The 26997-nt window shown below is 65.7% G+C and carries 20 protein-coding genes; 13 read left to right on the top strand and 7 right to left on the bottom strand.

Annotated features, from left to right (window positions below):
- Positions 1 to 189: 189 nt before the first annotated feature.
- From QRN25_RS21900 to QRN25_RS21885, 4 genes are read left to right on the top strand one after another with little or no spacing between them, the layout of a single operon-like run.
- Complete coding sequence (locus tag QRN25_RS21900; protein WP_285021349.1) at positions 190 to 570, top strand: winged helix-turn-helix domain-containing protein; 381 nt, start codon at positions 190 to 192, stop codon at positions 568 to 570.
- Between the two features lie 43 nt (positions 571 to 613).
- The gene (modA, locus tag QRN25_RS21895) at positions 614 to 1435 is read left to right on the top strand and encodes a molybdate ABC transporter substrate-binding protein (RefSeq protein WP_285021348.1); all 822 of its coding nucleotides are present in this window, start codon (positions 614 to 616) and stop codon (positions 1433 to 1435) included.
- A gap of 8 nt (positions 1436 to 1443) precedes the next feature.
- On the top strand, positions 1444 to 2145 hold the full coding sequence (gene modB / locus QRN25_RS21890; protein WP_271180984.1) for a molybdate ABC transporter permease subunit: 702 nt from the start codon (positions 1444 to 1446) through the stop codon (positions 2143 to 2145).
- Positions 2135 to 2758: an ATP-binding cassette domain-containing protein gene (locus QRN25_RS21885; protein ID WP_285021346.1), complete on the top strand. Its 624-nt coding sequence runs from the start codon at positions 2135 to 2137 to the stop codon at positions 2756 to 2758. The genes modB and QRN25_RS21885 overlap by 11 nt, the downstream gene beginning before the upstream one ends.
- Positions 2759 to 2853: 95 nt before the next feature.
- Here the strand turns inward: QRN25_RS21885 and QRN25_RS21880 are convergent, their stop codons facing one another.
- The 3 genes from QRN25_RS21880 to QRN25_RS21870 all read right to left on the bottom strand — a co-directional run bounded on the left by QRN25_RS21880 (position 2854) and on the right by QRN25_RS21870 (position 6846).
- On the bottom strand, positions 2854 to 4011 hold the full coding sequence (locus QRN25_RS21880) for an isovaleryl-CoA dehydrogenase (protein WP_285021345.1): 1158 nt from the start codon (positions 4009 to 4011) through the stop codon (positions 2854 to 2856).
- 93 nt (positions 4012 to 4104) lie between these two features.
- Positions 4105 to 5616, bottom strand: a complete 1512-nt coding sequence (locus tag QRN25_RS21875; protein ID WP_285021343.1) for an MFS transporter — start codon at positions 5614 to 5616, stop codon at positions 4105 to 4107.
- Positions 5617 to 5811: 195 nt separating this feature from the next.
- Complete coding sequence (locus QRN25_RS21870) at positions 5812 to 6846, bottom strand: LacI family DNA-binding transcriptional regulator (RefSeq protein ID WP_285021342.1); 1035 nt, start codon at positions 6844 to 6846, stop codon at positions 5812 to 5814.
- Positions 6847 to 7122: 276 nt separating this feature from the next.
- Here QRN25_RS21870 and QRN25_RS21865 point away from each other — a divergent pair, with 276 nt between their 5' ends.
- The 4 genes from QRN25_RS21865 to QRN25_RS21850 all read left to right on the top strand — a co-directional run bounded on the left by QRN25_RS21865 (position 7123) and on the right by QRN25_RS21850 (position 15610).
- A complete protein-coding gene (locus tag QRN25_RS21865) occupies positions 7123 to 9912 on the top strand; it encodes a TonB-dependent receptor (protein WP_285021341.1) in 2790 nt (929 codons plus the stop codon).
- 138 nt (positions 9913 to 10050) lie between these two features.
- On the top strand, positions 10051 to 11874 hold the full coding sequence (locus QRN25_RS21860; RefSeq protein ID WP_285021339.1) for an alpha-amylase family glycosyl hydrolase: 1824 nt from the start codon (positions 10051 to 10053) through the stop codon (positions 11872 to 11874).
- Positions 11875 to 11930: 56 nt separating this feature from the next.
- Positions 11931 to 13562 carry an alpha-amylase family glycosyl hydrolase gene (locus QRN25_RS21855; protein ID WP_285021338.1) on the top strand — a complete coding sequence of 544 codons (1632 nt, stop codon included), beginning with the start codon at positions 11931 to 11933 and terminating at the stop codon, positions 13560 to 13562.
- A complete protein-coding gene (locus QRN25_RS21850; protein WP_285021337.1) occupies positions 13559 to 15610 on the top strand; it encodes a glycoside hydrolase family 97 protein in 2052 nt (683 codons plus the stop codon). Before QRN25_RS21855 ends, QRN25_RS21850 begins: the two co-directional genes overlap by 4 nt.
- A 190-nt stretch (positions 15611 to 15800) precedes the next feature.
- On the opposite strand, the gene QRN25_RS21845 is transcribed toward QRN25_RS21850, so the two are convergent.
- Genes QRN25_RS21845 through QRN25_RS21835 form a run of 3 tightly spaced genes read right to left on the bottom strand, consistent with a single transcriptional unit; the run spans position 15801 to position 18816 of the window.
- Positions 15801 to 16472 (bottom strand): TadE/TadG family type IV pilus assembly protein, encoded by a 672-nt coding sequence (locus QRN25_RS21845; protein WP_285021336.1) that lies wholly within the window; start codon positions 16470 to 16472, stop codon positions 15801 to 15803.
- Positions 16463 to 17056 (bottom strand): TadE/TadG family type IV pilus assembly protein, encoded by a 594-nt coding sequence (locus tag QRN25_RS21840; RefSeq protein WP_271180993.1) that lies wholly within the window; start codon positions 17054 to 17056, stop codon positions 16463 to 16465. The genes QRN25_RS21845 and QRN25_RS21840 overlap by 10 nt, the downstream gene beginning before the upstream one ends.
- Positions 17053 to 18816 (bottom strand): pilus assembly protein TadG-related protein, encoded by a 1764-nt coding sequence (locus QRN25_RS21835; protein ID WP_271180994.1) that lies wholly within the window; start codon positions 18814 to 18816, stop codon positions 17053 to 17055. The genes QRN25_RS21840 and QRN25_RS21835 overlap by 4 nt, the downstream gene beginning before the upstream one ends.
- A 235-nt stretch (positions 18817 to 19051) precedes the next feature.
- On the opposite strand from QRN25_RS21835, the gene QRN25_RS21830 reads away from it, so the two are divergent.
- The 4 genes from QRN25_RS21830 to QRN25_RS21815 are packed head-to-tail and all read left to right on the top strand — an operon-like array spanning position 19052 to position 25346.
- A complete protein-coding gene (locus tag QRN25_RS21830) occupies positions 19052 to 22144 on the top strand; it encodes a response regulator (protein WP_285021334.1) in 3093 nt (1030 codons plus the stop codon).
- A 13-nt stretch (positions 22145 to 22157) separates the two neighbouring features.
- Complete coding sequence (locus tag QRN25_RS21825) at positions 22158 to 23024, top strand: CheR family methyltransferase (protein ID WP_285021333.1); 867 nt, start codon at positions 22158 to 22160, stop codon at positions 23022 to 23024.
- Entirely contained in the window at positions 23014 to 24843 is a 1830-nt protein-coding gene (locus QRN25_RS21820; RefSeq protein WP_285021331.1) for a response regulator, read from the top strand. Before QRN25_RS21825 ends, QRN25_RS21820 begins: the two co-directional genes overlap by 11 nt.
- 32 nt (positions 24844 to 24875) lie before the next feature.
- Positions 24876 to 25346: a low molecular weight protein-tyrosine-phosphatase gene (locus tag QRN25_RS21815; RefSeq protein WP_285021330.1), complete on the top strand. Its 471-nt coding sequence runs from the start codon at positions 24876 to 24878 to the stop codon at positions 25344 to 25346.
- A gap of 24 nt (positions 25347 to 25370) precedes the next feature.
- Here the strand turns inward: QRN25_RS21815 and QRN25_RS21810 are convergent, their stop codons facing one another.
- Positions 25371 to 25958: a GNAT family N-acetyltransferase gene (locus QRN25_RS21810; protein WP_285021329.1), complete on the bottom strand. Its 588-nt coding sequence runs from the start codon at positions 25956 to 25958 to the stop codon at positions 25371 to 25373.
- 154 nt (positions 25959 to 26112) lie between these two features.
- Between QRN25_RS21810 and purC the strand changes: the two genes are divergently transcribed.
- Positions 26113 to 26895 (top strand): phosphoribosylaminoimidazolesuccinocarboxamide synthase, encoded by a 783-nt coding sequence (purC, locus tag QRN25_RS21805; protein WP_008832179.1) that lies wholly within the window; start codon positions 26113 to 26115, stop codon positions 26893 to 26895.
- Positions 26896 to 26997 lie beyond the last annotated feature (102 nt).

Genomic DNA, 26997 nt, shown 5'->3' with positions numbered 1-26997 from the left:
GAACCTGATCCTGCCGTAGATCGACGGTTCCTACACCACCCCGCGGGACACGACCGAAGGACCGGAAGCACATTTTACGACCGACCGTTATCGATTGCGGGCAGCATGATTCGGAAAAGACCATCTGCGGCGACTCGTTCAGCTTACCGCCACCTTGCTGGCGACGTACCTTGGATCTAGGTAACGGGCATGACCGGACCACCCCGCCTGAAGATCAAGATCCAGATCCACTCCGGCGAGGAGATCGCGATGGGGCCCGGAAAGGCCGACCTCCTCGATGCCATCCGGGAGCATGGTTCCATCTCTGCCGCCGGTCGTGCGATGGGCATGAGCTACCGCCGGGCCTGGCTGCTGGTTGACGTGATGAACCGCTGTTGGGATGCACCGCTGGTGCAGACCGCGCCCGGCCGCGCCGCGACGAGCGGCGCTCGCGTCACTGAATTCGGGAATTCCGTCTTGGCCCATTACCGCGCTTTGCAAGAGGGCATCGCACAAGTCGCTCATGGTCCTGATTATGACGCACTCGCTGCCCGGCTGTTGCCCAAACCACGAGCCTCGCAAAAGGCTTAAGGCACTGGCAGGTTTCCGCAGACCACAGCTTGCATTCGACTTCATGCGATATACTGTCGGATACAATATATTCTCCTGGAGATTTCTAGTGCGCAAACTCGTCGCGCTGCTGCTCGCGGCGCTAACGGTTCTGTACGGAGCCGCCGCCCCCCTGAGCGCCGCTCCCGGAGCCCAGCCACCGCTGGTGCTCGCCGCAGCGAGCTTGCAGGAATCGATGAATGCTGCTGCCGACGCCTGGGCCCGCAAGGGGCATCCCCGCCCGCGCATTTCCTTCGCGGCATCCTCCGCACTCGCCCGGCAGATCGCCTCGGGCGCCCCCGCAGATATATTCGTTTCTGCCGACGAACCCTGGATGGACGACGTGCAGGGCAAAGGTTTGGTGCGCAAGGGCACGCGCGTGTCGTTTCTGCGCAACGAACTCGTCCTAGTCGCCCCGCGCGCGAGCAACGTCCGCCTAAAGCTCGGGCGCGGCATGCCTTTGGCGCGGGCGCTGGGCAACGGCCGACTGGCGATCGCTGATCCGGCCGCGGTTCCTGCAGGTATCTACGGCAAGCAGGCGCTCACCCGGCTCGGCGTATGGGCCTCGGTGCAGGATCGGCTCGCACCGGGCGACAGTGTAAGGGGTGCACTCGCGCTGGTAAGCCGGGGCGCGGCGCCGCTTGGCATCGTCTACGCGACCGACGCCCGCGCCGACCAGGGCGTGCGCGTGGTCGGCACCTTCTCCCCCTCGAGCCACGATCCGATCAGCTACCCTGTCGCCACTCTCTCCTCTTCACGCAATCCAGAGGGTGAGGCGTTCCGGCGCTATCTGGTTTCCACCGAGGGCAAGGCGGTGTTCCGCCGCTTCGGCTTCGGGACCAAATAAGCCGCCGCGTGAATCCGCTTTCATCAGCCGAATGGGAGGTTCTGGTCCTCTCGCTCAAGGTTGGCGCTGTTGCCATGTCGGCAGCACTCCCGGTCGCCTTCGCGTTCGCATGGGTTTTGGCGCGTTGGCGCTTTCCGGGGAAGGTACTGGTCGACGCGATGGTCCATCTGCCGCTGGTCTTGCCTCCGGTGGTGACCGGCTGGCTGCTCCTTCTTGCCTTCAGCCCGAACGCGCCCCTTGGTGGTCTCCTGGAACGCGCATTCGGGCTGACGTTCCTGTTTCGCTGGACCGGTGCGGCACTTGCGGCTGCTATCATGGCACTGCCGCTGATGGTTCGCGCGATGCGGCTCTCGCTGGAAGGGGTCGATCGCCGCCTGGAAAATGCCGCGCGCACCCTTGGTGCCGGGTCATGGCGCACATTCGTGAACGTGACGCTGCCCCTCAGCCTGAACGGTGTGCTGGCAGCGCTGGTTCTCGGCTTCGCGCGATCGGTTGGTGAGTTCGGCGCCACAATCACCTTCGCATCGAATATTCCAGGTGAGACGCAGACCCTGCCCCTTGCGATCTATAGCGCATTGCAAGTGCCTGGCTCCGATCTACAGGTGGCACGCCTGGCCGGGCTGTCCGTAATGCTGTCGGTCGCTGCACTTGTGCTGTCAGAATGGCTTGCCCGCCGCAGCGGTCAGGAGAAGGGTCGCCATGTCATTTGACATTGCCCTTACCCTGTCACGCGGCGAACGGCCGTTGCGTTACACCTTTACCGCCGGAGCGGGACTTACCGCACTCTTTGGCCCTTCGGGCGCCGGCAAGACGAGCCTGCTCGATGCGGTCGCGGGCCTACTGCGCCCTACAGAGGGCCACATCGTCGTAGCCGAAAGATCCCTGTTCGACAGTGCCGCGCACATAGACCTCAAACCCGAGACGCGCCGCTGCGGCTACGTGTTTCAGGACTTGCGCCTGTTTCCGCATCGCTCGGTCCGCCGCAATCTGGAGTTCGGCCGCAGGCAAGGGGCCACGCTTGATTGGGATCATACCATCGACCTCTTGGGAATTGCCGACTTGCTGGACCGTATGCCTGCGACCCTGTCCGGCGGCGAAGCCCAGCGGGTCGCGATCGGCCGCGCACTGCTTTCCGCGCCCGAGTTTCTTTTGATGGACGAGCCGCTGGCATCGGTCGACGGAGTGCGCCGCGAAGAAATCCTGCGACTCATCGAACGCATCCGCGACGAACTGCACCTGCCGATCCTCTACGTCAGCCACGACCGTGCCGAAGTCGAACGGCTGGCACAGACGATAGTACCGGTCTTGCCTCTCGTCGATTGACGCAAGGCAGCGGTGCGACCGGATCTCGCCAGTTCTCCCGCGGGAGCCTGCTTGATCGGAGGGCCACGTGCGTCGCAGCCGCGACGACTGAGGGCTCAGCCCGCGCCGATCAGTTCGCGGCCGATGAGCATGCGGCGGATTTCGTTCGTGCCAGCGCCGATGTCGAGCAACTTGGCATCGCGCAGGTAGCGTTCGACTGGCCAGTCCTTCGTGTATCCGGCTCCGCCCAGCGCCTGCACCGCCTCGCCGGAGACGCGGAAGGCGTTCTCACTCGCCAGCAGGATCGCGCCCGCCGCGTCGAAGCGCGTGGTCTGCCCGGCATCGCAGGCGCGCGCCACGGCATAGACATAGGCGCGCGCGGACTGCAGCGCGACGTACATGTCCGCGACCTTGGCCTGCATCAGCTGGAACGCGCCGATCGGCTTGCCGAACTGCCTTCGCTCGCGAAGGTAGGGAATGACGGTGTCGAGGCATGCCTGCATGATGCCAAGTTGAAGGCCCGCCAGCACCACCCGCTCGTAGTCGAGGCCGCTCATCAGCACGCCGACGCCGCCGTGCAGCGGCCCCATGACGTTCTCTTCCGGCACCAGGCAGTCGTCGAACACAAGCTCGCACGTGGGCGAACCGCGCATGCCCATCTTGTCGATCTTCTGGCCGATGGAGAAGCCCGGCATGCCCTTCTCGATCAGGAAGGCGGTGATGCCTTTGGAGCCCTCGCCGGTCTTGGCATAGACGACCAGCGTGTCGGCATAAGTACCGTTGGTGATCCAGAACTTGGTGCCGTTGAGGCGGAAGCCTCCAGCAACCGCATTGGCGCGCAGCTTCATGCCGACGACGTCGGACCCCGCGCCCACCTCGGACATGGCGAGGCTGCCGATGTGCTCGCCCGAGATCAGCTTCGGCAGATACTTCGCCTTCTGTTCCTCGGTGCCCCAACGGCGGATCTGGTTGACGCACAAGTTCGAATGCGCGCCGTAGGACAGCCCGACCGAGGCCGATGCGCGGCTGACCTCCTCCACCGCGATGACGTGTTCGAGATAGCCCAGGCCGATGCCGCCCCACTCCTCCTCGACCGTCAGGCCATGGAGGCCGAGCGCACCCATTTCGGGCCAGAGGTCGCGCGGGAACCAGTCCTCGGCGTCCACTTTCGCGGCGATGGGGGCGATACGTTCGTCAGCGAAGCGCGACACGCTTTCGCGGATCATCTGCGCGCTTTCGCCAAGGGCGAAATCGAAATCGGGGGTGGCGCGCATGGGTTCCTCTCCTCTGGCTGCCTGATCTTTGGCAACGCTCCTAGAGCAATATCGATGCAGCGCGAAGACGGAATATTACGAGAGCCCGCGCAATTATGTCTCCGCACCAATTCGCAGCGAGGCGAGCGCCGCGACCAGCAGAGTGCCCGCTGCGAAGGCCATCGTCCAGATCGGCTCGCCGGGGAAGAAGGCCTTCATGATCGAGCCCATCACCGTCGCGACCAGCAGTTGCGGCAGCACCACGAAGACGTTGAACAGGCCCATGTAGATGCCCAGCTTGGACTGCGGCAAGCTACTCGCGAGAATGGCGTACGGCATCGCGAGGATCGAGGCCCAGGCGATGCCGATGCCGATCTCGCACGCGATCAGGGCCTTGGGATCGCGCAGCAGCAGGAACCCGGCAAAGCCCAGCGCTCCCGCCACGAGGCACAGCGCATGCGTCCGCGCCTTGCCGAGACGAGCCGAAAGCATCGGCAGCAGCGCCAGCGCAGCGATGGCCGCCACGCCGTTGTAAACCGAGAACAGCACGCCGACCCAGTTGCCCGCCTCCTGATAGGCTGCGCTGGCGGGGTCGGCCGATCCGAAGTGGTACTGCGCCACCACTGGCGTCGTGTTGATCCACATGATGAACAGCGCCGACCAGCTGAAGAACTGCACGAAGGCGAGCCGCTTCATCAGCGGCGGCATTCCCGCGAAGTCACCGACGATCCCTGCCAGCATCGAAGCACTGCGGCCCGAGCGCGCAAGGCCGATAGCGGCCATGATGGCGATGCCGTAGCCTGCGAGGAGCGCGGCGAGGAGATAGACTTCCTTCTCCAACCCCCATCTGGTGACGATCAGGGCCACGAAGTTTCCTGCAGCGATCCATGGGAGTCCACTCCACAAGCTGCGGCCTGCGAGTGCAGCAGCACTGGCGCCCTCCGCCTCCTGCACATCCCCAAACGCCGCTTGCTCCTCGGGCGAGTATTCGCGCGTCGTCAGCACCGTCCAGATCACGGCAGCCAGCAGCGCCAGTCCCCCTGCCCAGAAGCTGTAGCGTACCGTATCGGGAATCTCGCCGAGGGCCGCCGCGTTGGAGACACCCAAGTGCTCCAGCGCATAAGGAAACAGCGACCCCACCACCGCGCCCGCGCCGATAAAGGCGGTCTGCACGGCATAGCCCGCCGTGTGCTGGTCCTTGCGCAGCATATCGCCGACGAAAGCGCGGAAGGGCTCCATCGAGACGTTGAGGCTGGCGTCGAGCATCCACAGCAGCAGCGCCGCCATCAGCAGTCCCGAAGACGACCCGGCGCTCTCCGGCATCGCCAGCAGCGCGATCGTCGCCAGGACGGCGCCCGCGAGGAAGTAGGGACGGCGGCGACCGAGGCGGCCCAGCCATGTCCGGTCGGACATGTGGCCGACGATGGGCTGGACCAGCAGGCCCGTCAGCGGCGCCGCGACCCAGAGCGCGGGAAGATCGTCGATCCCCGAACCCAGCGACTGGAAGACGCGGCTCATGTTGGCGTTCTGCAGTGCGAAGCCGATCTGGATGCCGAAGAACCCGAAGCTGATGTTCCACAGCCCCGCCCAGCCCTGCCGGGGTTTCTCCGAAGCCATGTCCGTCATCGCGTCCCTTCCCTAAGCTCGCGGACTTGACGCCGCGCAGTCCGCCCGCCTTGCACGATGCGCCGGATGCGACAACATGCATACGAATGCCTAGCCGGTCATGCCCAAGCTGATCCGGATGAAACCGGCACCCGTTCCTTCCCGCTCAGGCTGAGCTTGTCGAAGCCCCCTCGACAAGGCACCTGCCTAACTACGCTACCCCGCCGTGCTTCGCCGCACCACCAGACGCGCCGGCAGCGTGCGCGAGGGCGCCGCGCGGTCCGCGATCTGGTCGGCCAGCGTCTCGACCAGAATTTCTCCGGCGCGCCTAAGGTCCTGCATCATCGTGGTCAGCGGCGGGTTGGTCATGCTGGCAGCGGGAAGGTCGTCGAAGCCCATCACCGCCACGTCGCCGGGGATCGACAGGCCCGCCTCGCCCAGCGCGCGCATGGCGCCGATGGCGATGAGGTCGCTGGCCGCGAAGACGGCGTCGAAGACCACCCCTTCGCCAATCACCTCGCGCATCGCCGCATGGCCCATGTCCTCAAGGTTCACCACGTCGCGTTGCAAGCGCGGGTCCACCGTCACCCCTGCCTCGCCGAGCGCCTCGCACAACCCCCGGTAACGATCGGCGAACTCGGGATAATGCTCGTCCGCCTGCCCGAGAAAGACGATGCGCCGACGGCCAAGGCCGAGCAGATGCTCCCCAGCCAGCCGCCCCGCGCCGAGGTTGTCGGAACCGACCGTCGCCCCGATATTAACCTCGTCCACGCTGCCCCAGCGCACGAAGTGCGTGCCCTGCCCGACCAGTTGGCGCAGGCGGCTTTCATAGAGCGTATAATCCCCGTAGCCGAGCAGGATCAGGCCGTCGGCGCGGTGGCTGTCCTGATAGCGCACGTGCCAGTCGTCCTCCAGCTTCTGGAACGAGATGAGCAGGTCCAGCCCCCGGCTGGCGCACTCGCGCGTGATCGCGCCGAGCATGGCGAGGAAGAACGGGTTGATCTTGGAGTCGTCGGGCGACTGTTCCTCGAAGAACAGCAGCGCGATCGTGTTCGAACGCTGCGACCGCAGCGACGAGGCGTTCTTGTCCACCGAGTAGTTCAACTCGCGCGCGATCGCCTCGATCCGCTCGCGCGTGGCGGCGCTGACCGACTTGCTCCCGCGCAGCGCGCGGCTGACGGTGGGCTGCGAGACACCGGCGCGATAGGCGATGTCGAAGCTGGTCGGGCGGTTGGTCGGCTTGCGTCCCATGGTCTCCTCCACCCGATGCTGCGCCGCAACAATGCCACAGTGCCAGGTAGCTAACTTCATATAATCACGTAATTACGCGGTATCCTGATCGTTGCATGGAAGACACGCCGCGTTTCCCTCCGGCATCTACGTATACGTATGCCATATTATGCGCAACGTAGGACCGCCTTAAGCAGAGGGGGTCGAATGGAGTCGCGGCAGAAATGCACGGGCTCATCAGGAGGAGATGCCGGGCGCCAGGTGTGCTGTCCCGGCCAGAACAGGGGAGGACACTTCATGTCGCTTCGTAACGAGTTTTCGGCCGTGGGCATGTCGTCCCGGATCGCCATCACCGCCGCCATGATCGCGGCTGCCCTTCCTGCCGCAGCGTGGGCGCAGGACGCCGCCCCGGCGGAGGACAACGCCAGCGCCGACACCATCGTCGTCACTGGCTACCGCGCATCGCTGCTCAACGCGATCAACCAGAAGCGCAACGCCGAGCAGATCGTCGAGAGCGTCTCGGCCGAGGACATCGGCAAGCTGCCCGACGCCTCGATCGCGGAATCGATCGCCCGCCTTCCGGGCCTGACCTCGCAGCGCGTCAACGGCCGCTCGAACTCGATCGCCATCCGCGGCTTCGCGCCGGACTTCTCGACCACGCTGCTGAACGGCCGCGAGCAGACCTCGACCGGCGACAACCGCGCCGTCGAGTACGACCAGTATCCGTCCGAAGTCGTCAGCGCCGTCAACGTCTACAAGACGCCGATGGCCAGCCTCGTCGGACAGGGTCTGTCGGGCACCGTGGACATGCGCACGATCCGTCCGCTCGACACCGGCAAGCGCATCTTCTCGGTCGGCGCGCGCGGTTCCTATGCGGATCTCGGCAAGCTGAACGCCAAGTCGGACGACATGGGCTACCGCGCCAACGCGATGTACGTCGACCAGTTCGCCGACGACACCATCGGCATTGCCCTTGGCGCCAGCTACAACAACGAGCCCTACCAGATCAAAGAGTACAACGCTTGGGGCTACAGCGACCTCGCCAACGGCGACCGCGTGATCGGCGGCGCCAAGGCCATGGTCACCTCGACCAAGCTGAAGCGCATGGGTCTCAACGGCACCCTCCAGTGGAAGCCTGCGCCGAACCTGACGACCACGCTCGACGCGTTCTACTCGAACTTCAAGGACGACCAGATCAAGCGCGGCGTCGAGATGCCGCTGCAGATGGGCGTCAGTGCCGACAATCCTGCAATGTCGCCGGTCCTCACCGCCACCACGGTCGAGAATGGCCTCGTCACCTCGGGTCAGTTCGCCAATGCGAAGCCCCTGGCGCGCAACGACCTCTTCCAGCGCCACGCCAAGCTCTACTCGTTCGGCTGGAACACCAAGTGGGAAGGCGAGGATGGCTGGAACGCCTTCTTCGACGCCAGCTATTCGAAGACCGACCGCAGCGAACTGACCATCGAGACCACCGCCGGCACCGGCCGCAATCTCGTAGGCGCCAAGGACACCATCGGTTTCAATACCGGCACCAAGGGCTCGACCTTCTCGAACGTGATCGATTACGGCGACTACGACACGATCCTCCTCACCAGCCCCCAGGGCTGGGGCGGCACCCAGATCGCGCCGGATGGCACCGCGATCCGCAACGGCCAGGACGGTTACTACAACAACCGCCACATCAAGGACGAACTCTGGCAGTTCCGCACCGAGGTCGAGCACGAGTTCGAAAGCGGCCCGCTGCACTCGTTCCAGGTCGGCCTGAACTACACCAACCGCTCCAAGTCGCTGGTGCCGGAGGAGTACTTCCTGGGTCTGGCCGCCAATACCGACGGCCTCACCAGCGTCGCCGTGCCTCAGGAATATCGCCTCGGCGCCACGGACCTGAGCATGTACGGCCTCGGCTCGGTGATCAGCTACGATCCCGCCGCGCTGGTGCGTGACGGCATCTACAACCGCGTCGCGAACCCTTATGGCGACGTCGTGGTAAAGAGCTACGCGATCCGCGAAAGGCTGATGACCGCCTACTTCCAGGGCAACATCGACAGCGAGATCGGCTCGGCGCACCTGACCGGCAACTTCGGCGTGCAGGCGCAGTGGACCGACCAGAACTCGCTGGGCGCCACCGCCGTGAACCTGGGCACTGCGCCCAACGGTTCGCCGATCATCGGCGGCGAGGAGCGCCGTGCCAGCACCGACTATCTCGACGTGCTGCCCAGCCTCAACCTGTCACTGCGTTTCCCGAGCGATACGGTCATCCGCTTTGCCGCCGCGCGCGAGATCATTCGCCCGCGTCTCGACGACATGCGCGCCTCGCTCAGCTGGAGCTACACGATCGCGGACGGCGTGGCGCAGGCCACCGGTTCCTCGGGCAACCCGGACCTGCGCCCGTGGCGCGCCAATGCGCTCGACTTCACGATCGAGCAGTACTTCGGCGGCAAGGGCGTGATCGCGGCGCAGTTCTTTTGGAAGGACCTGAAGAGCTACATCTACAACACCGACCTCACCGTGCCCACCGACGGCCTCGCGCTGCAGGACCCGGGCCAGGGCATTCCGGTGTCGGATACCGCTCAGCTCAACGTTCCCATCAACGGCAAGGGCGGCACGCTCTACGGCGTCGAGATCGCCACCACCCTGCCCTTCGAAACCTTCCTCCCCGCGCTGGATGGCTTCGGGATCACCGGCTCGGTCGCCTATACCAAGAGCAAGATCCAGGCGACGCCGGACTCGCCCTCGGGTGACCTCCCGGGCTATTCGAAGTGGGTCGCCAACGGCACCGCCTACTTCGAGAAGTGGGGCTTCAACGCGCGCGGTTCGGTCCGTTACCGTTCGACATTCCTGGGTGAAGTCTCGGGCTTCGCGGCCAACCGCGTTCGTCGCCGCGCGGCTGCGGAAACGATCGTGGACGCGCAGATCGGCTACGACTTCCAGGCGGGTAGCGCGCTGGAGGGCCTGTCGCTCTACGTGCAGGGTCAGAACCTGACCAACGCGCCGTTCATCACGACCAACCCGGGCGATAGCCGCGAGGTCATCGACTACCAGACGTACGGCCGCCGTTTCCTGGCCGGTTTCACGTATAAGTTCTGATCTGACACTTACCCCCCGGCGCCGCGATGGAACCCTCCTCCTCCTGAACGGCGCCAAACCGGCGGAACCGTTGAAGTTATCCCTCCCTTCGACGGTTCCGCCTACCCTTCCCCGACGGCCATCCGGAGATCGCCTGTGATGAACCGCCTGATACCTTCCCTCTCGGCCCTCGCGCTGGCCCTCTCCCATGGCGCCGCGTTCGCCGGGACGGTCGAGGACATGCGCGCCCGCACGCCCGAGCAGGAAGTCATCTACTTCGTCCTGCCCGACCGTTTCGAGAACGGTGACACCTCAAACGATACCGGCGGCCTCAGCGGCGGCAAGCTGCAGACCGGCTTCGACCCCACCGACAAGGCGTTCTACCACGGCGGCGACCTCAAGGGCCTGACCGCGCGGCTGGACTATATCCAAGGCCTCGGCGCCAGTGCGCTGTGGGTCGGGCCGATCTTCAAGAACAAGCCGGTGCAAGGCCCCAAGGGCAACGAGAGCGCGGGGTATCACGGCTACTGGATCACCGATTTCACACAGGTCGATCCGCACTTCGGCACCAACGAGGACTTCAAGGCGCTCGTCGAGGCCGCACATGCCCGGGGCATGAAGGTCTACATGGACATCATCGTCAACCACACGGCGGACGTGATCCAGTACAAGGAAGGGGTCGCGGAGGGGTATCCCTATCGCTCCAAGGCGGACTATCCGTTCTCGACACGGGGCGGCGTGAAGGGCCCAGCGATCAACCCCGGTTTCCTCGGGGAAACGGTGCAAACGGCTGAGAACTGGGCGAAACTGACCGATCCCTCGTTCGCCTACACCCCCGTCGTGCCCAAGGCGGAAAAGGACGTCAAAGTCCCCGCCTGGCTCAACGATCCGATCTACTATCACAACCGCGGCAACACCGACTGGAAGGGCGAGAGCGCGCAGTACGGCGACTTCGTCGGCCTCGACGACCTCGCCACCGAAAACCCGCGCGTGGTCGATGGGATGATCGAGATCTACGGCAGCTGGATCGACCGTTTCGGCATCGACGGCTTCCGCATCGACACCGCGCGCCATGTGAACGCGGAGCTGTGGCAGAAGTTCGTACCCGCCATGCTGGAGCGCGCGAAGGCAAAGGGAATCAACAACTTCCATATCTTCGGCGAAGTCGCGACGGGCGATTACGACCCTGCCCTGCTCGCCTCGTGGACGCGCAATGCGGGCCTGCCGGGCGTGCTCGACTTCGCGTTCATGCGGGCGGTCGACGATGCAGCGGGCGGCGCCAAGGACGGTGGCACCGAGACGCTGGCGCGCCTGTTCGACGACGACGCGCTCTATGCCGGCGGCAAGCAGGGCGCGCTGCAGCTGCCGACGTTCCTGGGCAACCACGATGCCGGGCGCCTGCCGATGTTTCTCAAGCTGGGCCAACCACTTGCGAGCAACGACGATCTGCTGAAGCGTTCGATGCTGGCCCATGCCATGCTGCTGACGCTGCGCGGCGTGCCGACGATCTACTACGGCGACGAACAAGGCTTCGTCGGCCATGGCGGCGACCAGTGGTCGCGGCAGGACATGTTTGCTTCCAGGGACTTACGGCTTACCGACGAGCCCCTGCTGGGCACGACCCGCGCCCCGAATGCCGAGCATTTCGATCCCGCGCACCCGCTCTACAAGCTGATCGCACAGCTGGCGACCTTGCGCCGCCAGACTCCAGCGCTGACGGGCGGGATGACCAGGGTTCGCGCCGCTTCGGACAAGCCGGGGCTGTTTGCGGTGTCCCGCTTCGATCCGGCTACCGGAAACGAGGTGGTACTGGCCTTCAACACTTCCACCGAGGCGGTCCAAGGCAACCTTGCGGTAGAGCCAAAATCGGCGCAATTCCAGACGCTTACGGGTTCCGCATGTCCGGTGAAGGCCACCGCTCCTGGATCGGTTTCGGTGTCGCTGCCGCCGCTCGGTTTCGCCGTCTGCGCGGCCCGGCCCTGAGCGACAGAAACCGACATAGCCCGACATAACGACGCCAAGATCCACCAGAGAGCGCCATGACGAACCCAGAAACCTCCTCCAAGGCGCCATGGTGGCGCGGCGCGGCGATCTACCAGATCTATCCGCGCAGCTTCGCCGATTCCAACGGCGACGGGATCGGCGACCTGCCCGGCATCACCGCCCGTCTCGACCACGTGGCGAGGCTCGGCGTCGAGGCGATCTGGATCTCGCCGTTTTACCAGTCGCCGATGGCGGACTTCGGCTACGACATTTCCGACTACTGCGCGGTCGACCCGATGTTCGGCACGCTGGAGGATTTCGACGCGCTGATCGCGAAGGCGAAGGCGCTTGGCCTGAAGGTCATCGTCGATCAGGTCTATGCCCATACCTCCGACCAGCACCCGTGGTTTGCCGAGAGCCGGTCCAGCCGCGGCAATGCGCGGTCGGACTGGTACGTCTGGGCCGATCCCAAGGTGGACGGCTCACCGCCCAATAACTGGCAGTCGGTGTTCGGCGGCCCGGCGTGGCGCTGGGATGCGCGGCGCGGGCAGTATTACATGCACAACTTCTTGGCCGAGCAGCCGCAGCTCAACTGCCATAACCCCGAGGTACAGGACGCGCTGCTGGCGGTGGCGAAGTTCTGGCTGGACCGGGGCGTCGCGGGCTTCCGCATCGATGCGCTCAACCACTCGATGCACGACCCGATGCTGCGCAACAATCCGCCCGCGCCGGACGACGGGAAGGTGCGCACGCGGCCCTACGATTTTCAGCTGCAGGTCTACAATCAGTCGCACCCGGACATCCTCAAGTTCATCGAGCGGCTGCAGGCGCTGATCTCCTCCTATCCCGATACCTATTCGCTGGCCGAAGTCGGCGGATCGCGGGCGATGGAAGAGAAGCGCACCTTCACGCAAGGCCCTGCTCGTCTGGACAGCGCCTACGGTTTCGATCTGCTCTATGCCGACACGCTGCGTCCCGCGCACATCGCCGAAGTGCTGCAGTTCTGGCCCGACGAACCCGATGCCGGATGGCCAAGCTGGGCCTTCGAAAACCACGACGCCCCGCGCGCGCTCTCCCGCTGGTGCGCGCCCGACCAGATCGATGCCTTCGCGCGGATGAAGATGCTCACGCTGCTCTCGATCCGGGGCAATCCGATCCTGTTCCAGGGCGAGGAACTCGGCCTGCTGCAGGACGAGATTCCGTTCGAGATGCTGCAAGATCCCGAGGCAATCGCCAACTGGCCGCTCACCCTCTCACGCGATGGCGTGCGCACGCCGCTGCCGTGGATGGCGCAGAGCGAGCATGGCGGCTTCACCTCCTCCGCTCCCTGGCTGCCGCTGAGCGAACAGAACCTGTCGCGCGCGGTCGACCGGCAGGAGGCGGACCCGGCTTCGCTGCTCAACCTGACCCGGCATCTGCTGCAGCTTCGCGCCGCCGATCCGGCGCTGCGCCGGGGCTCCGGCGAAGTGCTGCTCGCCGACGACACGCGCCTCGTGCTGCGCCGAGAGCTGGACGGGCACCGTGTGCTGGTGGTCGTCAACATGAGCGATGCGCCTGCAGCATGGCCTGCAGCAATTCCGACCGGCGGCCGCGTTCTGGCCGCTGTGAATAACGCCGAATGCGCCCTCACCTTGGGCACGCTCCCCGCATGGGGCGCCTTGTGGATCATCGAAGGAGAAACGGCATGAAGCCGCTCGCCCTGCTGGCTAGTGCCGGCATCGTCATCGCCGCCCCTGCCATGGCGCAGGAAACCAAGCCGCAAGTCACCGCTCAATCGCCCGACGGCTCGATCGTGCTGACGGTCACCACCGACAACGACAGCCGCCCGATGTGGTCGCTCACCCGCAAGGGCAAGCTGCTGATCGCACCGAGCAAGCTGGGCTTCATCCTGACGGATGGCCTCAACATGACGCGCGGCTTCGCCATCGAGAGCAGCGATACCGCCAAGGGCGACGACACCTGGGAACAGCCCTGGGGCGAGCGCCGCTTCGTCAAGGACCGCTACAATCAGGTCACCGTCCGCTTCAAGCAGGGCAAGACCTACGGCGAGCGGCTGATGAACGTCACCTTCCGCCTGTTCGATAACGGCGTGGGCTTCCGCTACGAAATCCCCGAGCAGCCCGGCCTCAAGACGATGAAGATCGCCGACGAGACGACCGAGTTCGACATCGTCCCCAAGGGCACCGCATGGTGGATCCCCGGCGGCGAGTGGAACCGCTATGAGCAGGTCTACCAGAAGACCCCGATCGACGCCGTCCCCACCGCGCATACGCCCATCACGATGAAGCTGGAGGACGGCACCCACCTGTCGTTCCACGAAGCGGCGCTGGTCGATTACGCGGGCTACTGGTTCAAGCGCGCGACCGGGCAGACCTTCCGCACCACGCTCTCGCCCTCCTCACGCGGACCTCGGGTGGTGCGCGACCTGCCCTTCGCGACGCCGTGGCGCACGGTGCGCATCGCCGATGACGCCGAAGGTCTGGTCGACAACGATCTGGAGCTGAACCTCAACGAGCCCAACAAGCTGGGCGATGTCAGCTGGGTGAAGCCGGGCCGCTACATCGGCATCTGGTGGGGCATGATCCGCAACGACTGGACCTGGGCGGAAGGGCCGAAGCACGGCGCCACCACCGCACGCACGATGCAGTACATCGACTATGCCGCGAAGCACAAGTTCCGCGGCGTGCTGGTCGAGGGCTGGAACAAGGGCTGGAACGGCGACTGGTTCGGCCACGGCGACGAATTCAGCTTCACCGAGGCTACGCCCGATTTCGACATCGAAGCGGTGACGAAGTATGCCGCGAAGAAGGGCGTCAAGCTGATCGGTCACCACGAGACCGGCGGCAATATCGCCAATTACGAAGCGAACATGGACGCCGGTTTCGCGCTCTACCAGAAGCTGGGCGTGGACACGGTGAAGACCGGCTACGTCGCCGACCATGGCGGCGTGATCGCCAACACCGACTATCCCGGCGGCCCGGTCGGCCCGGTCCGCATGGAGTGGCACGACGGCCAGCGGCAGGTCGAACACCACCTCGCCGTGGTCGAGGATGCCGCGAAGCACCACATCGCCATCGACGCGCACGAACCGGTCAAGGACACCGGCCTTCGCCGTACCTACCCCAACTGGGTCTCGCGCGAAGGGGCGCGCGGCATGGAGTACAACGCCTGGGGCAAGTTCGCCAACGGCCCGGACCATGAGCCTACGCTGGTCTATACCCGCATGCTGTCCGGCCCGATGGACTTCACGCCCGGCGTGCTGAGCCTCGAAGGCGCGAACGGCCCCCTCGCCTCGACGCTGGCGAAGCAGCTGGGGCTGTACCTCGCGATCTACTCGCCGATCCAGATGGCGGCGGACTTCATCGAGCAACTCGACAAGTACCCGCGCGAGATGAACTTCATCGAGAGCGTGCCGACCGACTGGGCCGAGAGCCACCTGATCGCGGGCGAAGTGGGCGACTATGCGATCTTCGCACGCAAGGACCGCGCTTCGCCGCGCTGGTTCGTCGGCGGCGTGAACGATGCGACGGCGCGTAACGTGACGCTGAAGTTCGACTTCCTCGACGCGGGCAAGAGCTACAAGGCCAGCGTCTGGAAGGACGGCGAAGGCGCGACCTACGAGACCGAAGCGCGCCACAACATCGCCTACGACACGCGCACCGTGAAGAAGGGCGACACCATGGACGTGTGGCTGGCCCCCGGCGGCGGCACCGCGATCCGGCTGGAGCCGAAGTAAGCCACTTGCGGTCCCGAACCTCGGTTCGGGACCTCCGGCCATATCTCCGTCATTGCGAGCGTAGCGAAGCAATCCAGAGCCGCCTAAACCGCCCTGGATTGCTTCGCTACGCTCGCAATGACGAAGGGATTGTCATCGTGCTCTATAGCTTGCTTTCAGGCTGACCTTGTCGAAGCCCCCCGCGTTTTACTCAGCTACAAAGCGACTTCGCGGTGCTCGTCCCAGGCGTTACGCCAGTGCCGGTGCTGGTGCCGAGGCTACGATCGTCGCGGATGATGTAGGCGGCCTCGCGGCGGAAGTTCGGCTGGCCGACGAACCAGGTGCCGAACAATGGCTGGTAGGTGTAGTTCACCTCGACGTACATAACTGCGGAACCAGCGACGGCAGCGATGGTCGGATTGCCCATGCCCGCGATCGTCGATCCGGTCAGGCCCTTGCCTGCGGCTCCATATTGCGAGCTGACCTTGAGATTGCCCCGGCAGCGCTGCCAGTGGATGAACTGCCGCCCGGTCGCAGTATCGCGCTCGAGGCTCGACAGGATGATCCGTCCGTTCGCCTCGAAGTTGAAGTACGAGCCCTGCACCAAAGCGCCTGACATGACGGAGTCGATCATCGTCTCGGTGACGGTCGGCGTCACCGCGCTGTTGTCGGTCTGGCCGAGGCGAGAGGCGTTGTCGGCCACCGAGCTGGCGATCTGCGCGATCTGCATGTTGATCATCGCCATCCATGCCAGTTCGGTCCCGTAGAACCCCATGGTAACGATGATCGGCAGGATCAGTGCGAACTCCATGAAGGACACGCCGCGCTCGTCCCGGCGGAGGCGACCGCCAAGGCGCCGTGCAAGATGCCCGATCACGAGCATGTCCCCGCGTCCGAGCCGTACTTTTCCTGAAGCTCGTACGGCTGGTTCTTGCGCACCGTGCTTGCGGTCAGGGTACGCTGCGAGGTCGAGTTGGGAACGAACGGCACGATAAACACCGGGGTATACGTCACCGTCGCCGTGTAGAGCACGACGTCGTTGCCGCCGCCGTTGTCGCTGGTGCCGACGTCCGCATCCCACTTTCCGTTGCGGTTCTCGTCGGTGTAGGTTTCGCCATTGTCGCACTTGCCGTTGGCGTTCTTGTCGTTCCACGTTTCGGCGCGCTTGAGGTCGGCGAAATCGTAGTAGCTGGAACGCTTGAAAGTGACCGTCGCGCCCGGCGCCACGCGCTGGACCATGGCGGTGACATAGTTGTCGGCCTTGGTGGTGTCGGCGATTTCCAGCCCATCCTGGCGCGAGGCCTCCTCGACCGCGCCGTGGAGGATCGCGGTGAGATAGGCCCTGTGCGCCATGTCGTAGATGCCGATCAGCAGCAACAGGAGCACCGGCGCGGCGACGGCGAACTCGATCACCGCCGACCCGCGCTCGCCTGCCCGGAGGCGACGGAGCAGCGCCGCCGCCGTCATTGCACGACCCTCAGTTCGCCGACCTGCTTGGCGATCTCCTGGAACGCGGTGTTGAGATCGGCTGCACTGTTCGCGGTGAACGAACTGTCGTCGGACGCACAAGTCGTGAGGTCGGTGCTGAGCGTGGACGTGAACGCCACCACCCATACGCGGATGCCCTTGGCCTTGATCGCCTCGCATGTCGCGAGGAAACGCTGGGTATGGCGCTTCTCGTCGTCGGTGGAGCCGTCGCTGGTGACGCGGCGGTCCCAGTATTCCATGCCCCAGGCCTGTGCGATGGTGTAGTTCGGCTCCATCTCGCCGTCGGTCATGAAGATCAGGTGGCGCGAGACCTTGCCGCCGTTGCTGGGCTCATCGCTGTTCAGCGTGGACCACATGCCCTGCTGCGACATCAGGCGGCCGCCCCAGATCATGCCGATGTCGAGATACGTGCCGCCGACGGCCTGAAGCGAATCCGCGACCGTGTTGAACTCGCTCTGCGACATCCTCGCCAGCAGCCGGGACTCGACGGGGCAATAGTCCCCTGCGCTGCCGCCGTTGTGGGTCGATGCCGTGGTGTAGTAGCTGTAGTCGTTCCAGCGGCGGTAGGAAACCTCCGGCCAGAGCGGGCGCCACTTCGTCTTGTCGTCGGAGGTCGGTGCGGTATCGAGGTCGAGGTCCAGCGCCGCCTTGGGCGTGATGCCGGCGGTCGCGGAATACTTGAAGGTGGACTGGGCGACGGTGTCGCGCTCCTGGATGCAGCCGTCCCAGCTGGAGGACACGTTGCCGCCGGTGCTGCCGGTGGGTGTGTTGACCGTCGCGAAGGTCTTGAACTTGCTCGTATCGTAGGCGATCTGGCGATAGTTCAATTCATAGGCAGCATCGGCCGTGCGCGAATAGATATAGTAGCTCCCGCCAGATACATCGCATTTATACTGCGTACTGCGCTGGTACTTCTGGCTTTTTGACGTGACATCGCCATCCACCGTCGCCGCAGGAACATCGCCCCCGCAGGAACTGGAACTGTAGCTCTTGCTCGAGTATTTGCTCCAGCTGCCGTAAGTGACGCTGCCGGTCGGTTCGTAAGCGCGAGACTGGTAGGAATAGCTGTCGACGATGTAGTTGCTGCTGATCGCGGTCAGCAACTTGCCGACGTTCACGGTCGAGCTGAACGGTACGAAGCCATAGCGCACGCGCGCGTTGCTGTTGGCGGTGGCGTTGTAGATCGTCGTGTAGAAGTTCTTCATCGCCGCGCGCAGCGCCTGGATGCGCGTCTGCGAGCCCGACAGCGTGTAGTCCATCGAACCGGTCGTATCGAGCACCATCATGATGTCGGAGTTGCCCACGCCCATCGAGCTGCCGCAGGTCACGCTGATATTGAAGGCGTCCTTGCCGAAGATGCGCATCAGCAGGGTGTCGAGCACCGTCGTCGCGGTGCCGGTGATGGTCTGCCCGTTATCCGTCGAAGTCGCGTCGAACGCCGTGGACCTCGTGCCCTGCTGCGCGTCGCTGAAGTTCGTGTTGAAATAGTCGGTCGCGACTTTCTTCGACGCGGCGTCGAAACCCGCCGTCGTCACCGTCCGCCGCCCCGCCAGCACCGCCGCGTCGCAGGCCGACTGGATCTGTTCACGCACGAGATAATCGCGGCTCAGGTCCACCGCCGAGCCCACCACCACGGCCGCCACGAGCATGCCGATCGCAGCGATCGGCAGGATGTTGCCAGCGGAATCGCGCAGAACGCTGCGAACGACCTTGGCGGGATAGTGACATGCTTGACGCATCGTAAACCAGGCTCGCTCTTGGAATTGCCCCGATAATCCCTTGCCGATAGCAGCAATGTCTTAAGGAAGTTTTTGCGCACGCCGCTTCGCGTCCTGCGGCAGCCCGCGGCGAAAATATTTCGGCTCGCCGGGAACCGGGGAACGCCATTAACGTTATTCGAGCTGATCCGGGGACCGCGCGTGATGGGGGAGCGGTCCGGCTGAAGCGGTTCTGTACCCCCCGCGAGACGAGTGAATGGCAACCGCCCGCGGACTGGATTCCACCAAATTTCTCTACATCCTGCTACCCATCGTCATCGGCCTGACCTTCATCGCCGACACCCGTTTCCCGCTGGGCACCTCGATCTGGGTCATCTACCTGTTGCCGACGGTGCTGTCCTATCTCGCACCGCATCGGCTTGCGCCCCTTGCCGTGGCCGCCGCGACGACCGTGCTGATCGTGATCGGCTACCAGCTGGCGCCCGAAGGCGTGGCCAAGGAAATCGCGCTCATCAACCGCACCCTGGGCACGATCACCAACCTGACGCTGGCCGGCATCGGCGCCGCGTTCATCAGCTACCGCAATTCCGCGCGGGCCTTGCAGGCCCTGCGTGAAGGCGAAGCGAAGCTGGCGCGGGAGACGACCGGAAACCTCTCCCTCGACGACCTCTCGCACCGCGTGATCAGTTTCCTCGTCGATCGCTTCGGCGCGGCGGCGGGGATCGTCTACGTCAATGACGAAGGCGCCTTTCGCCGCGTCGCCAGTTACGGCGTACCCAAAGGTGCCGGGGTTCCCGACCAGCTCGCGCCCGACGACGGCCTGCTTGCCGAAGTGATCCGCGACGGGCGCACCCGTACGATCGCGAAGGCCCCTGCCGGCTATCTCTCGTTCGGGACCGCGCTCGGGCAATCGCCGCTGGACCGTCTGGTACTCGGCGCGGCCGCGATCGACGGCAAGGTCAATGCCGTCATCGAACTCGGCTTCCTCGACACGCCCGAGGCCCGCCCCGAAGACGCGCCCCGCTTCCTCGACACGATTTCCGGCGCGGTCGGCCTCTCGCTGCGCTCCGCCAAATACCGCGCGCGGCTGGAGCACCTGCTCTCCGAAACCCAGCAGCAGGCCGAGGAACTCGCCAACCAGAGCGAGGAACTGCGCGCCACCAACGACGAACTGGAAGCGCAGGCCAAGGCCCTGCAGAATTCCCAGACCGAACTCGAAGCCCAGCAGGCCGAACTGGAACGCTCCAACGCCCAGCTGGAGGAACAGGCGACCTCGCTCGAAGCCCAGCGCGACGAACTGACCCGCGCCCAGACGATGCTGCGCGGCCAGACCGAGGATCTGGAACAGGCGAGCCGCTACAAGAGCGAATTCCTCGCCAACATGAGCCATGAGCTGCGCACGCCGCTCAACTCGCTGCTGATCATGGCGCGCCTGCTGGCCGACAATCGCGGCGGCAACCTCTCGTCCGAGCAGGTCCGCTTTGCCGAGACGATCGAGACGTCCGGCAACGACCTGCTCGCGCTGATCAACGACGTGCTCGACATTTCCAAGATCGAGGCAGGCAAGCTGGAGCTGGAACCGCGCACCGTCCCGGTCGCCGCGATCCTCGCCAAGCTGCGCGATACGTTCGCCCCCGCCGCCGCCAAGCGCGGCCTGGAACTGCGCATCGCCGACGTGGCGGGCGAAATCGAGACCGACCCTCTGCGGCTGGAGCAAGTGCTCAAGAACTTCCTGTCGAACGCGATCAAGTTCACCGAGCGCGGCCACGTCGCCATCGAGGTCGGCCGTGCCGCCGGGAACGTCGCCTTCACCGTGCGCGACACCGGCACCGGCATCCCCGCCGACAAGCAGGGCACGATCTTCGAGGCGTTCCGTCAGGCCGACGGCGGCATCGCCCGCAAGTATGGCGGCACCGGCCTTGGCCTCTCGATCTCGCGCGAATTGTCGCAGCTGCTCGGCGGCACGATCACTTTGGAGAGCGAACCCGGCAAGGGCAGCGCCTTCACCATCACCCTGCCCGAGCACTTCGACGCCGAAGCCGCGCCCGAACAGGTCCGCCGCCCCTCGCCCACGCCGCTTGCCACGTCGCCGACGCCCGCGCCGACGGCCCCGCGCCGCCTCGCCGCCATCGCCGACGACCGTGAGACGCTGAGCGGCGATTCGCGCGTGATCCTCATCGTCGAGGACGATCCGGCCTTCGCCGGCATCCTTGCCGACCTCGCGCACGAAGTCGGCTTCTCGTGCCTGATCGCCGGGACCGCCGACGAAGGCGCCCTGCTCGCGCGCCAGTATCTGCCGCAGGCGGTGATCCTCGACATGCACCTGCCCGATCACACCGGCCTCTCGGTGCTCGACCGCATCAAGCGCGACGCCCGCACCCGCCATATCCCGGTCCATATCGTCTCGGCCGACCATGACGACCATGCGGCGCTCGCCAGCGGCGCGGTCGGCTACCTGTTCAAGCCCGTCAGCCGCGACACCTTGGTCGACATGCTCGAAGGGCTGGAGGCGCGCATGTCGCAGCGCCTGCGCCGCGTGCTGGTGGTCGAGGACGACGCCCAGCAGGCCGAGGCGATCCACCACCTGCTCGCCTCGCGCGATGTCGAGACGGTGGAGGTCCACTCCGCCGCCGAATGCCTGGGCAGCCTCGGCACCGAGACGTTCGACTGCATGGTGCTCGACCTCAACCTGCCCGACATGTCGGGGCTGGACCTGCTCGAACGCCTTTCGCACGACGAGAGCGTCGGCTTCCCGCCGGTGATCGTCTACACCGGCCGTGACCTCTCGCCCGAAGAGGAGATGCGGCTGCGGCGCTATTCCAAGTCGATCATCGTCAAGGGCGCCAAGAGCCCCGAACGCCTGCTCGACGAAGTCACGCTGTTCCTCCACCAGGTCGTCTCCGAACTGCCGCAGGAAAAGCAGCAGCTGCTCGCCCGCTCGCTGGGCCGCGACCAGGCGCTGGAGGGCCGCCAGATCCTGGTGGTCGAGGACGACATCCGCAACGTCTACGCGCTAACCTCGGTGCTAGAGCCGCACGGCGTCGGGGTGCGGATCGCCCGCAACGGGATCGAGGCGCTGAACGAACTCGCCCGCAGCGCCGACAGCGACGGCGCGCCGGTCGATCTCGTGCTGATGGACGTGATGATGCCGGAAATGGACGGCCTCACCTGCATGAAGGAGATCCGCAAGGACCCGCAGTGGTCGCGCCTGCCGATCATCGCGCTCACCGCCAAGGCCATGGAGCGCGACCACCGCGAATGCATCGACGCGGGCGCCAACGACTACCTCTCCAAGCCGCTCGACATCGACAAGCTGCTCAGCCTCGTGCGCGTGTGGATGCCGCGATGACCGGGCGAGAAAGATGATGGTCATCCGCTCCGGCGACAGCCTGAACGACATCGAACTGGACCTCATCGTCGAGGCCATCTGGCGGCGCTACCAGTACGATTTCCGCGACTATTCGCGCGCCTCGCTGCTGCGCCGCCTCGAACGCGCGCAAGCCCATTTCGGCGTGGCGCACCTCTCCGGCCTGCTCGACGTGATCCTCCACGATTCCGCCAGCCTGCCGGTGCTGATCGGCTTCCTGACCATCCAGGTCAGCGACATGTTCCGCGACCCCGAATATTTCCGGACGATCCGCGAGACGGTGATCCCCCACCTCGCCACATGGCCGACGATCAAGGTGTGGATCGCGGGCTGCGCCAACGGCGAGGAGTTCTACTCCCTCGCCATCCTGTTCCGCGAGGCGGGGCTGGAGGATCGCACGATGTTCTACTGCACCGACATCAGCCGGCCCGCGCTGGCCAAGGCGGAGGCAGGCATCTTCGATATCGAGCGCATCGCCGGTTTCTCGCGCAATTACCGCGAGGCAGGCGGCAAGGGTTCGCTTTCGGACTACTACACCGCCAACAGCAACGTCGCCCGCTTCGACCCGGCGCTGCGCCGCCGCGCGGTCTTCGCCGACCACAACCTCGCCAGCGACGCGGTGTTCTCCGAGGTCCAGCTGGTGTCGAGCCGCAACGTCCTGATCTATTTCGACCGCGCCCTGCAGGACCGCGCGCTCGGCCTCTTCGCCCAGTCGCTGCCGCCCGGCGGCTTCCTCGGCCTCGGCTCCAAGGAGACCGTCGCGTTCTCGGCGGAGACCGAGTGCTTTTCAGACTTCGCCCCGGCCGAGAAAATCTGGCGGCGCACCACGCACGATGTGCAGGAGGCCGCCTTTGCCGAATGAACCCTTGCGCATCCTTGCGGTGGACGACGTCCGCGAGAACCTGATCGCGCTGGAAGCCGCGCTGGACCAGCCCGGCGTCGAACTCGTCACTGCGTCATCGGGCTTCGAGGCGCTGGAACTGCTGCTGCGGCAAGACTTCGCGCTGGCCCTGCTCGACGTGCAGATGCCCGAGATGGACGGCTTCGAACTGGCCGAACTCATGCGCGGGACCGAGCGGACGCGCGGCGTGCCGATCATCTTCCTCACCGCCGTCGCCACGGACGAGCGGCGCAAGTTCCGCGGCTTCGAGACCGGCGCGGTCGATTACCTGCTCAAGCCCATCGACATCACCGTACTCAATTCGAAGGTCACGGTGTTCGTCGAGCTGGCCCGCCAGCGCCGCGAGATCGCATTCCAGCGCGATGAACTCGGCGCCGCGCTGGGCCGTCTGCGCGCGCATGGCGACAATTCGCCAATGGCGGTGCTGGAGATCGATTCCAGCCTGCGCATCGTCGGCTGGTACAAGGGCGCCGAACGCACGATGGGCTATACCGCCGCCGACATGCTCGGCGTGCCCCTTTCGGAAGCGCCGTTCCTGCCGCCGAACGGCGGGCGCGAGGCGTTCCTGAAGGGCATGGGCGAACTGCTCGAAGGCGGCGACCGCCGCGCCATGCAGGAGCACCGCTACCGCCGTGCCGACGGGTCCTTGCGCGAAGGCGAATGGTACTGTTCCTCGCTCGCGGGCACTGGCCTGCGCCCCGGCAGCGTGATGATCGAGATGCTCGACATCACCGAACGCCGCCGCGCCGAGGACACCCAGCGCCTGCTCATCGGCGAACTCAACCACCGGGTGAAGAACACGCTGGCCACAGTGCAGGCGATCGCCTCGCAGGGGTTCCGCCATGCCCGCTCGCACCGGGAATTCCAGGACGCTTTCACCGGCCGCCTGCAGGCGCTGGCGCGCGCGCACTCGATGCTCAGCGCAACCACTTGGGAAAGCGCGGGCCTCAAGCGCCTTATCGCCGACCACGTCGCCATCGGTGCGCTCAGCGAGGATAGGCTGCTGCTCGACGGCCCCGACGCCGACCTGCCACCCGAACTGGCGCTGCGCTTCTCGCTGGTGTTCCACGAACTCGCCACCAATGCGCACAAGTACGGGGCTTTCTCCAATGCGGTCGGCACCGTGCGCCTCGTCTGGACCGTCTCGCGCGACGTGCTGACGATGGAATGGAGCGAGCACGGTGGCCCGCCCGTCTCCCCGCCGGAGCGGCGCGGCTTCGGCTCGACCCTGATCGAGCACAGCATGGTTTCCGACGGCGCCCGCATCGTCTCCGAGTTCGCGCCCGAAGGCGTGCGCTGGTCGATGGTGCTGCCACTGGTTGCAGGCGCGGGCGTCGCCGAACCCGCCCCGCAGCCGGAACCCCGGTCCGCCCCACAGCCCCCGGTGGTCAGAGCGCCCGCCTCCCTGCCGCCGATGCGCATCCTCGTGGTCGAGGACGAGCCGCTGGTCGCGATGGAACTGATCATGGAGATCGAGGACGGCGGCTGCATCGCCATCGGCCCTGCGACGTCGTGCGATCAGGCCCTTGCCATGATCCGCGAAACCGGGCCGGACCTCGCGCTTCTCGACGGCAATCTCAACGGCGAGAAGATAGACCCCGTCGCCGACGCCCTCGCCGCACGCGACACGCCCTTCGCCTTCGTCAGCGGCTATGACCGCGAGCATCTGCCGCGCGGACATGCCGACCGGCCGATGCTCAACAAGCCCTTCGTGGTCGCCGACGTACGGGCGATGCTGCTGCAGCTGGCCGAAAGCGCAAAGGCTCCCATACCGGAGTGACGCAGCGGGCCGGTCGCGCTATCGCGAGGGGCATGTCGCATGTTCCCTCCGTCCTGTTCGTCTGCCTCGGCAACATCTGCCGCTCTCCCCTCGCCGAAGCCGCGCTGCGCCACGAGGCCGAGCGCGCCCGGCTGGAGGTGCTCGTCGATTCGGCCGGCACCGGGTCATGGCATGTCGGCAAGGGACCGGACCCGCGCTCCTGCGCCGAGGCCGCGCGCCACGGCATCGACATCCACTCCTACCGCGCGCGGCAGGTAAAGGCGCAGGACTTCCGCCGTTTCGACCGCATCGTCGCGCTGGACGCCTCCAACCTCGCCGACTTGCGCCGCATCGCGCCCTCGAATGGCAAGGCGCGCCTGTCGCTGCTGCTCGACCACGTGCCGGGGCTGGAGGGGCAGGACGTGGCCGATCCCTACTACGGCGGGCCGGAAGGGTTCGAGTCGACGTGGGAGCAGGTCAGTGCGGCGGCACGGGCGCTGGTGGCGGAGTTGAAGGCGCGCTGACGTTCCTCCCCGGCGGGGGAGGAACTAAAGCTCCCGCATCCAGTACTGCATCGGCTTCGGACGATCCTCCGCATCCCGGTGGTCCTTCCACGCCAGTTCGGTGACCAGCCCCTCCACCGGCGCGTAACCCCGCCTGCGCCAGAACCCGTCGAGCGGCACGTATCCCTCCGGAAGGTCCGGATGATCGAAAGGCCGCACAACCGCCGCGAACGTCGTCGCCTTGGCACCACGCCGCCGCGCCTGCGCCTCGCGATGGTCGAAGAAGGCATGGCCGATCCCTCGCCCGCGATATTCCGGCAGCAGCACGGATTCGCCGAAGTAGAACAGCCCCGCCACGTCCAGCCCGCGCGACTCGAAAGGCGCGCGAAACTCCGCCTTCTGCGCCGCCATGGAAGAGGCCGTCGCCATACCCACGACCCGGGCTCCATCGCGCGCCGCCACCAGCACGGCATCGGTCGCGTCGGCAAATTCGCGCAGGTAGCTTTCCTCGTAAGCCTCCGCGCCGTCGTAGAGGTACGGCCATTCGGCGAAGACCGCGATCCGCAGTCGCGCAAGATCGCCCACGGCCGCCAGCATCTGCGCCCCCGTCAGCACCTCGATTGTCACGCCCATCCGCACAATTCCTCGCTCATCTTCGCCCCGGAGGCCCCTGCCGCGCGGGCAGTTTGCTTTTACACCGGCTTCCATTATATGCCCGCTCGAATGCCCCGGCCTTCCCGAAGCGCCGGGGCTTGCTCTTTCGCACGTTTTGCAAGGACCCAAGCGCATGTCCCGTCGCCGCCAGATCTACGAAGGCAAGGCCAAGATCCTTTACGAAGGCCCCGAGCCCGGCACGCTGATCCAGTACTTCAAGGACGATGCGACCGCGTTCAATGCCCAGAAGAAGGGCACTATCCAGGGCAAGGGCGTCATCAACAATCGCATCAGCGAGTATGTGTTCACGCGCCTGAACCACATCGGCGTGCCCAACCACTTCATCCGCCGCCTCAACATGCGCGAGCAGCTGGTCCGCCAGGTCGAGATCATCCCGATCGAGGTCGTGGTGCGCAACGTGGCCGCCGGTTCCATCTCCAAGCGCCTCGGCATCCCCGAGGGCGAGATGCTGCCGCACACGCTGATCGAGTACTACTACAAGGACGACGCGCTGGGCGACCCGCTTATCGCCGAGGAACACATCGCCTGCTTCGGCTGGGCCAACCATGACGAGATGCAGGACATCGCCGCCATGGCGATCCGCGTGAACGACTTCATGGCCGGCATGTTCGCGGCGATCAACATCCGCCTCGTCGACTTCAAGCTCGAATTCGGACGCATCTGGGACGGCGACTTCAGCCGCGTGATCCTGGCCGACGAGATCAGCCCCGACGGCTGCCGCCTGTGGGACATGACCACCGGCGAGAAACTCGACAAGGACCGCTTCCGCCGCGACCTCGGCGGCGAGGAAGAGGCCTACCAGGAAGTCGCCCGCCGCCTCGGCCTGCTGCAGGACGACAACGGCCCGAGCGAAGTGCTGGACCTCACCAAGCACCGCAAGCTACGCGGCAAGTAAGCCACGCAAGGCGTTGAATTGAAAGGGCGGCGTTCCGGTGGGAGCGCCGCCTTTTTCTATGAGGCCGCTTCCCGCTGCGATCGTCAGAAAACCGATAACCCA

Source organism: Novosphingobium sp. fls2-241-R2A-195 (assembly GCF_030209485.1).
In the GTDB taxonomy this organism is placed as follows: domain Bacteria; phylum Pseudomonadota; class Alphaproteobacteria; order Sphingomonadales; family Sphingomonadaceae; genus Novosphingobium; species Novosphingobium resinovorum.
The sequence above is the reverse complement of the archived record's forward strand: the minus strand, read 5'-3'. Positions and strand labels throughout refer to the sequence as shown.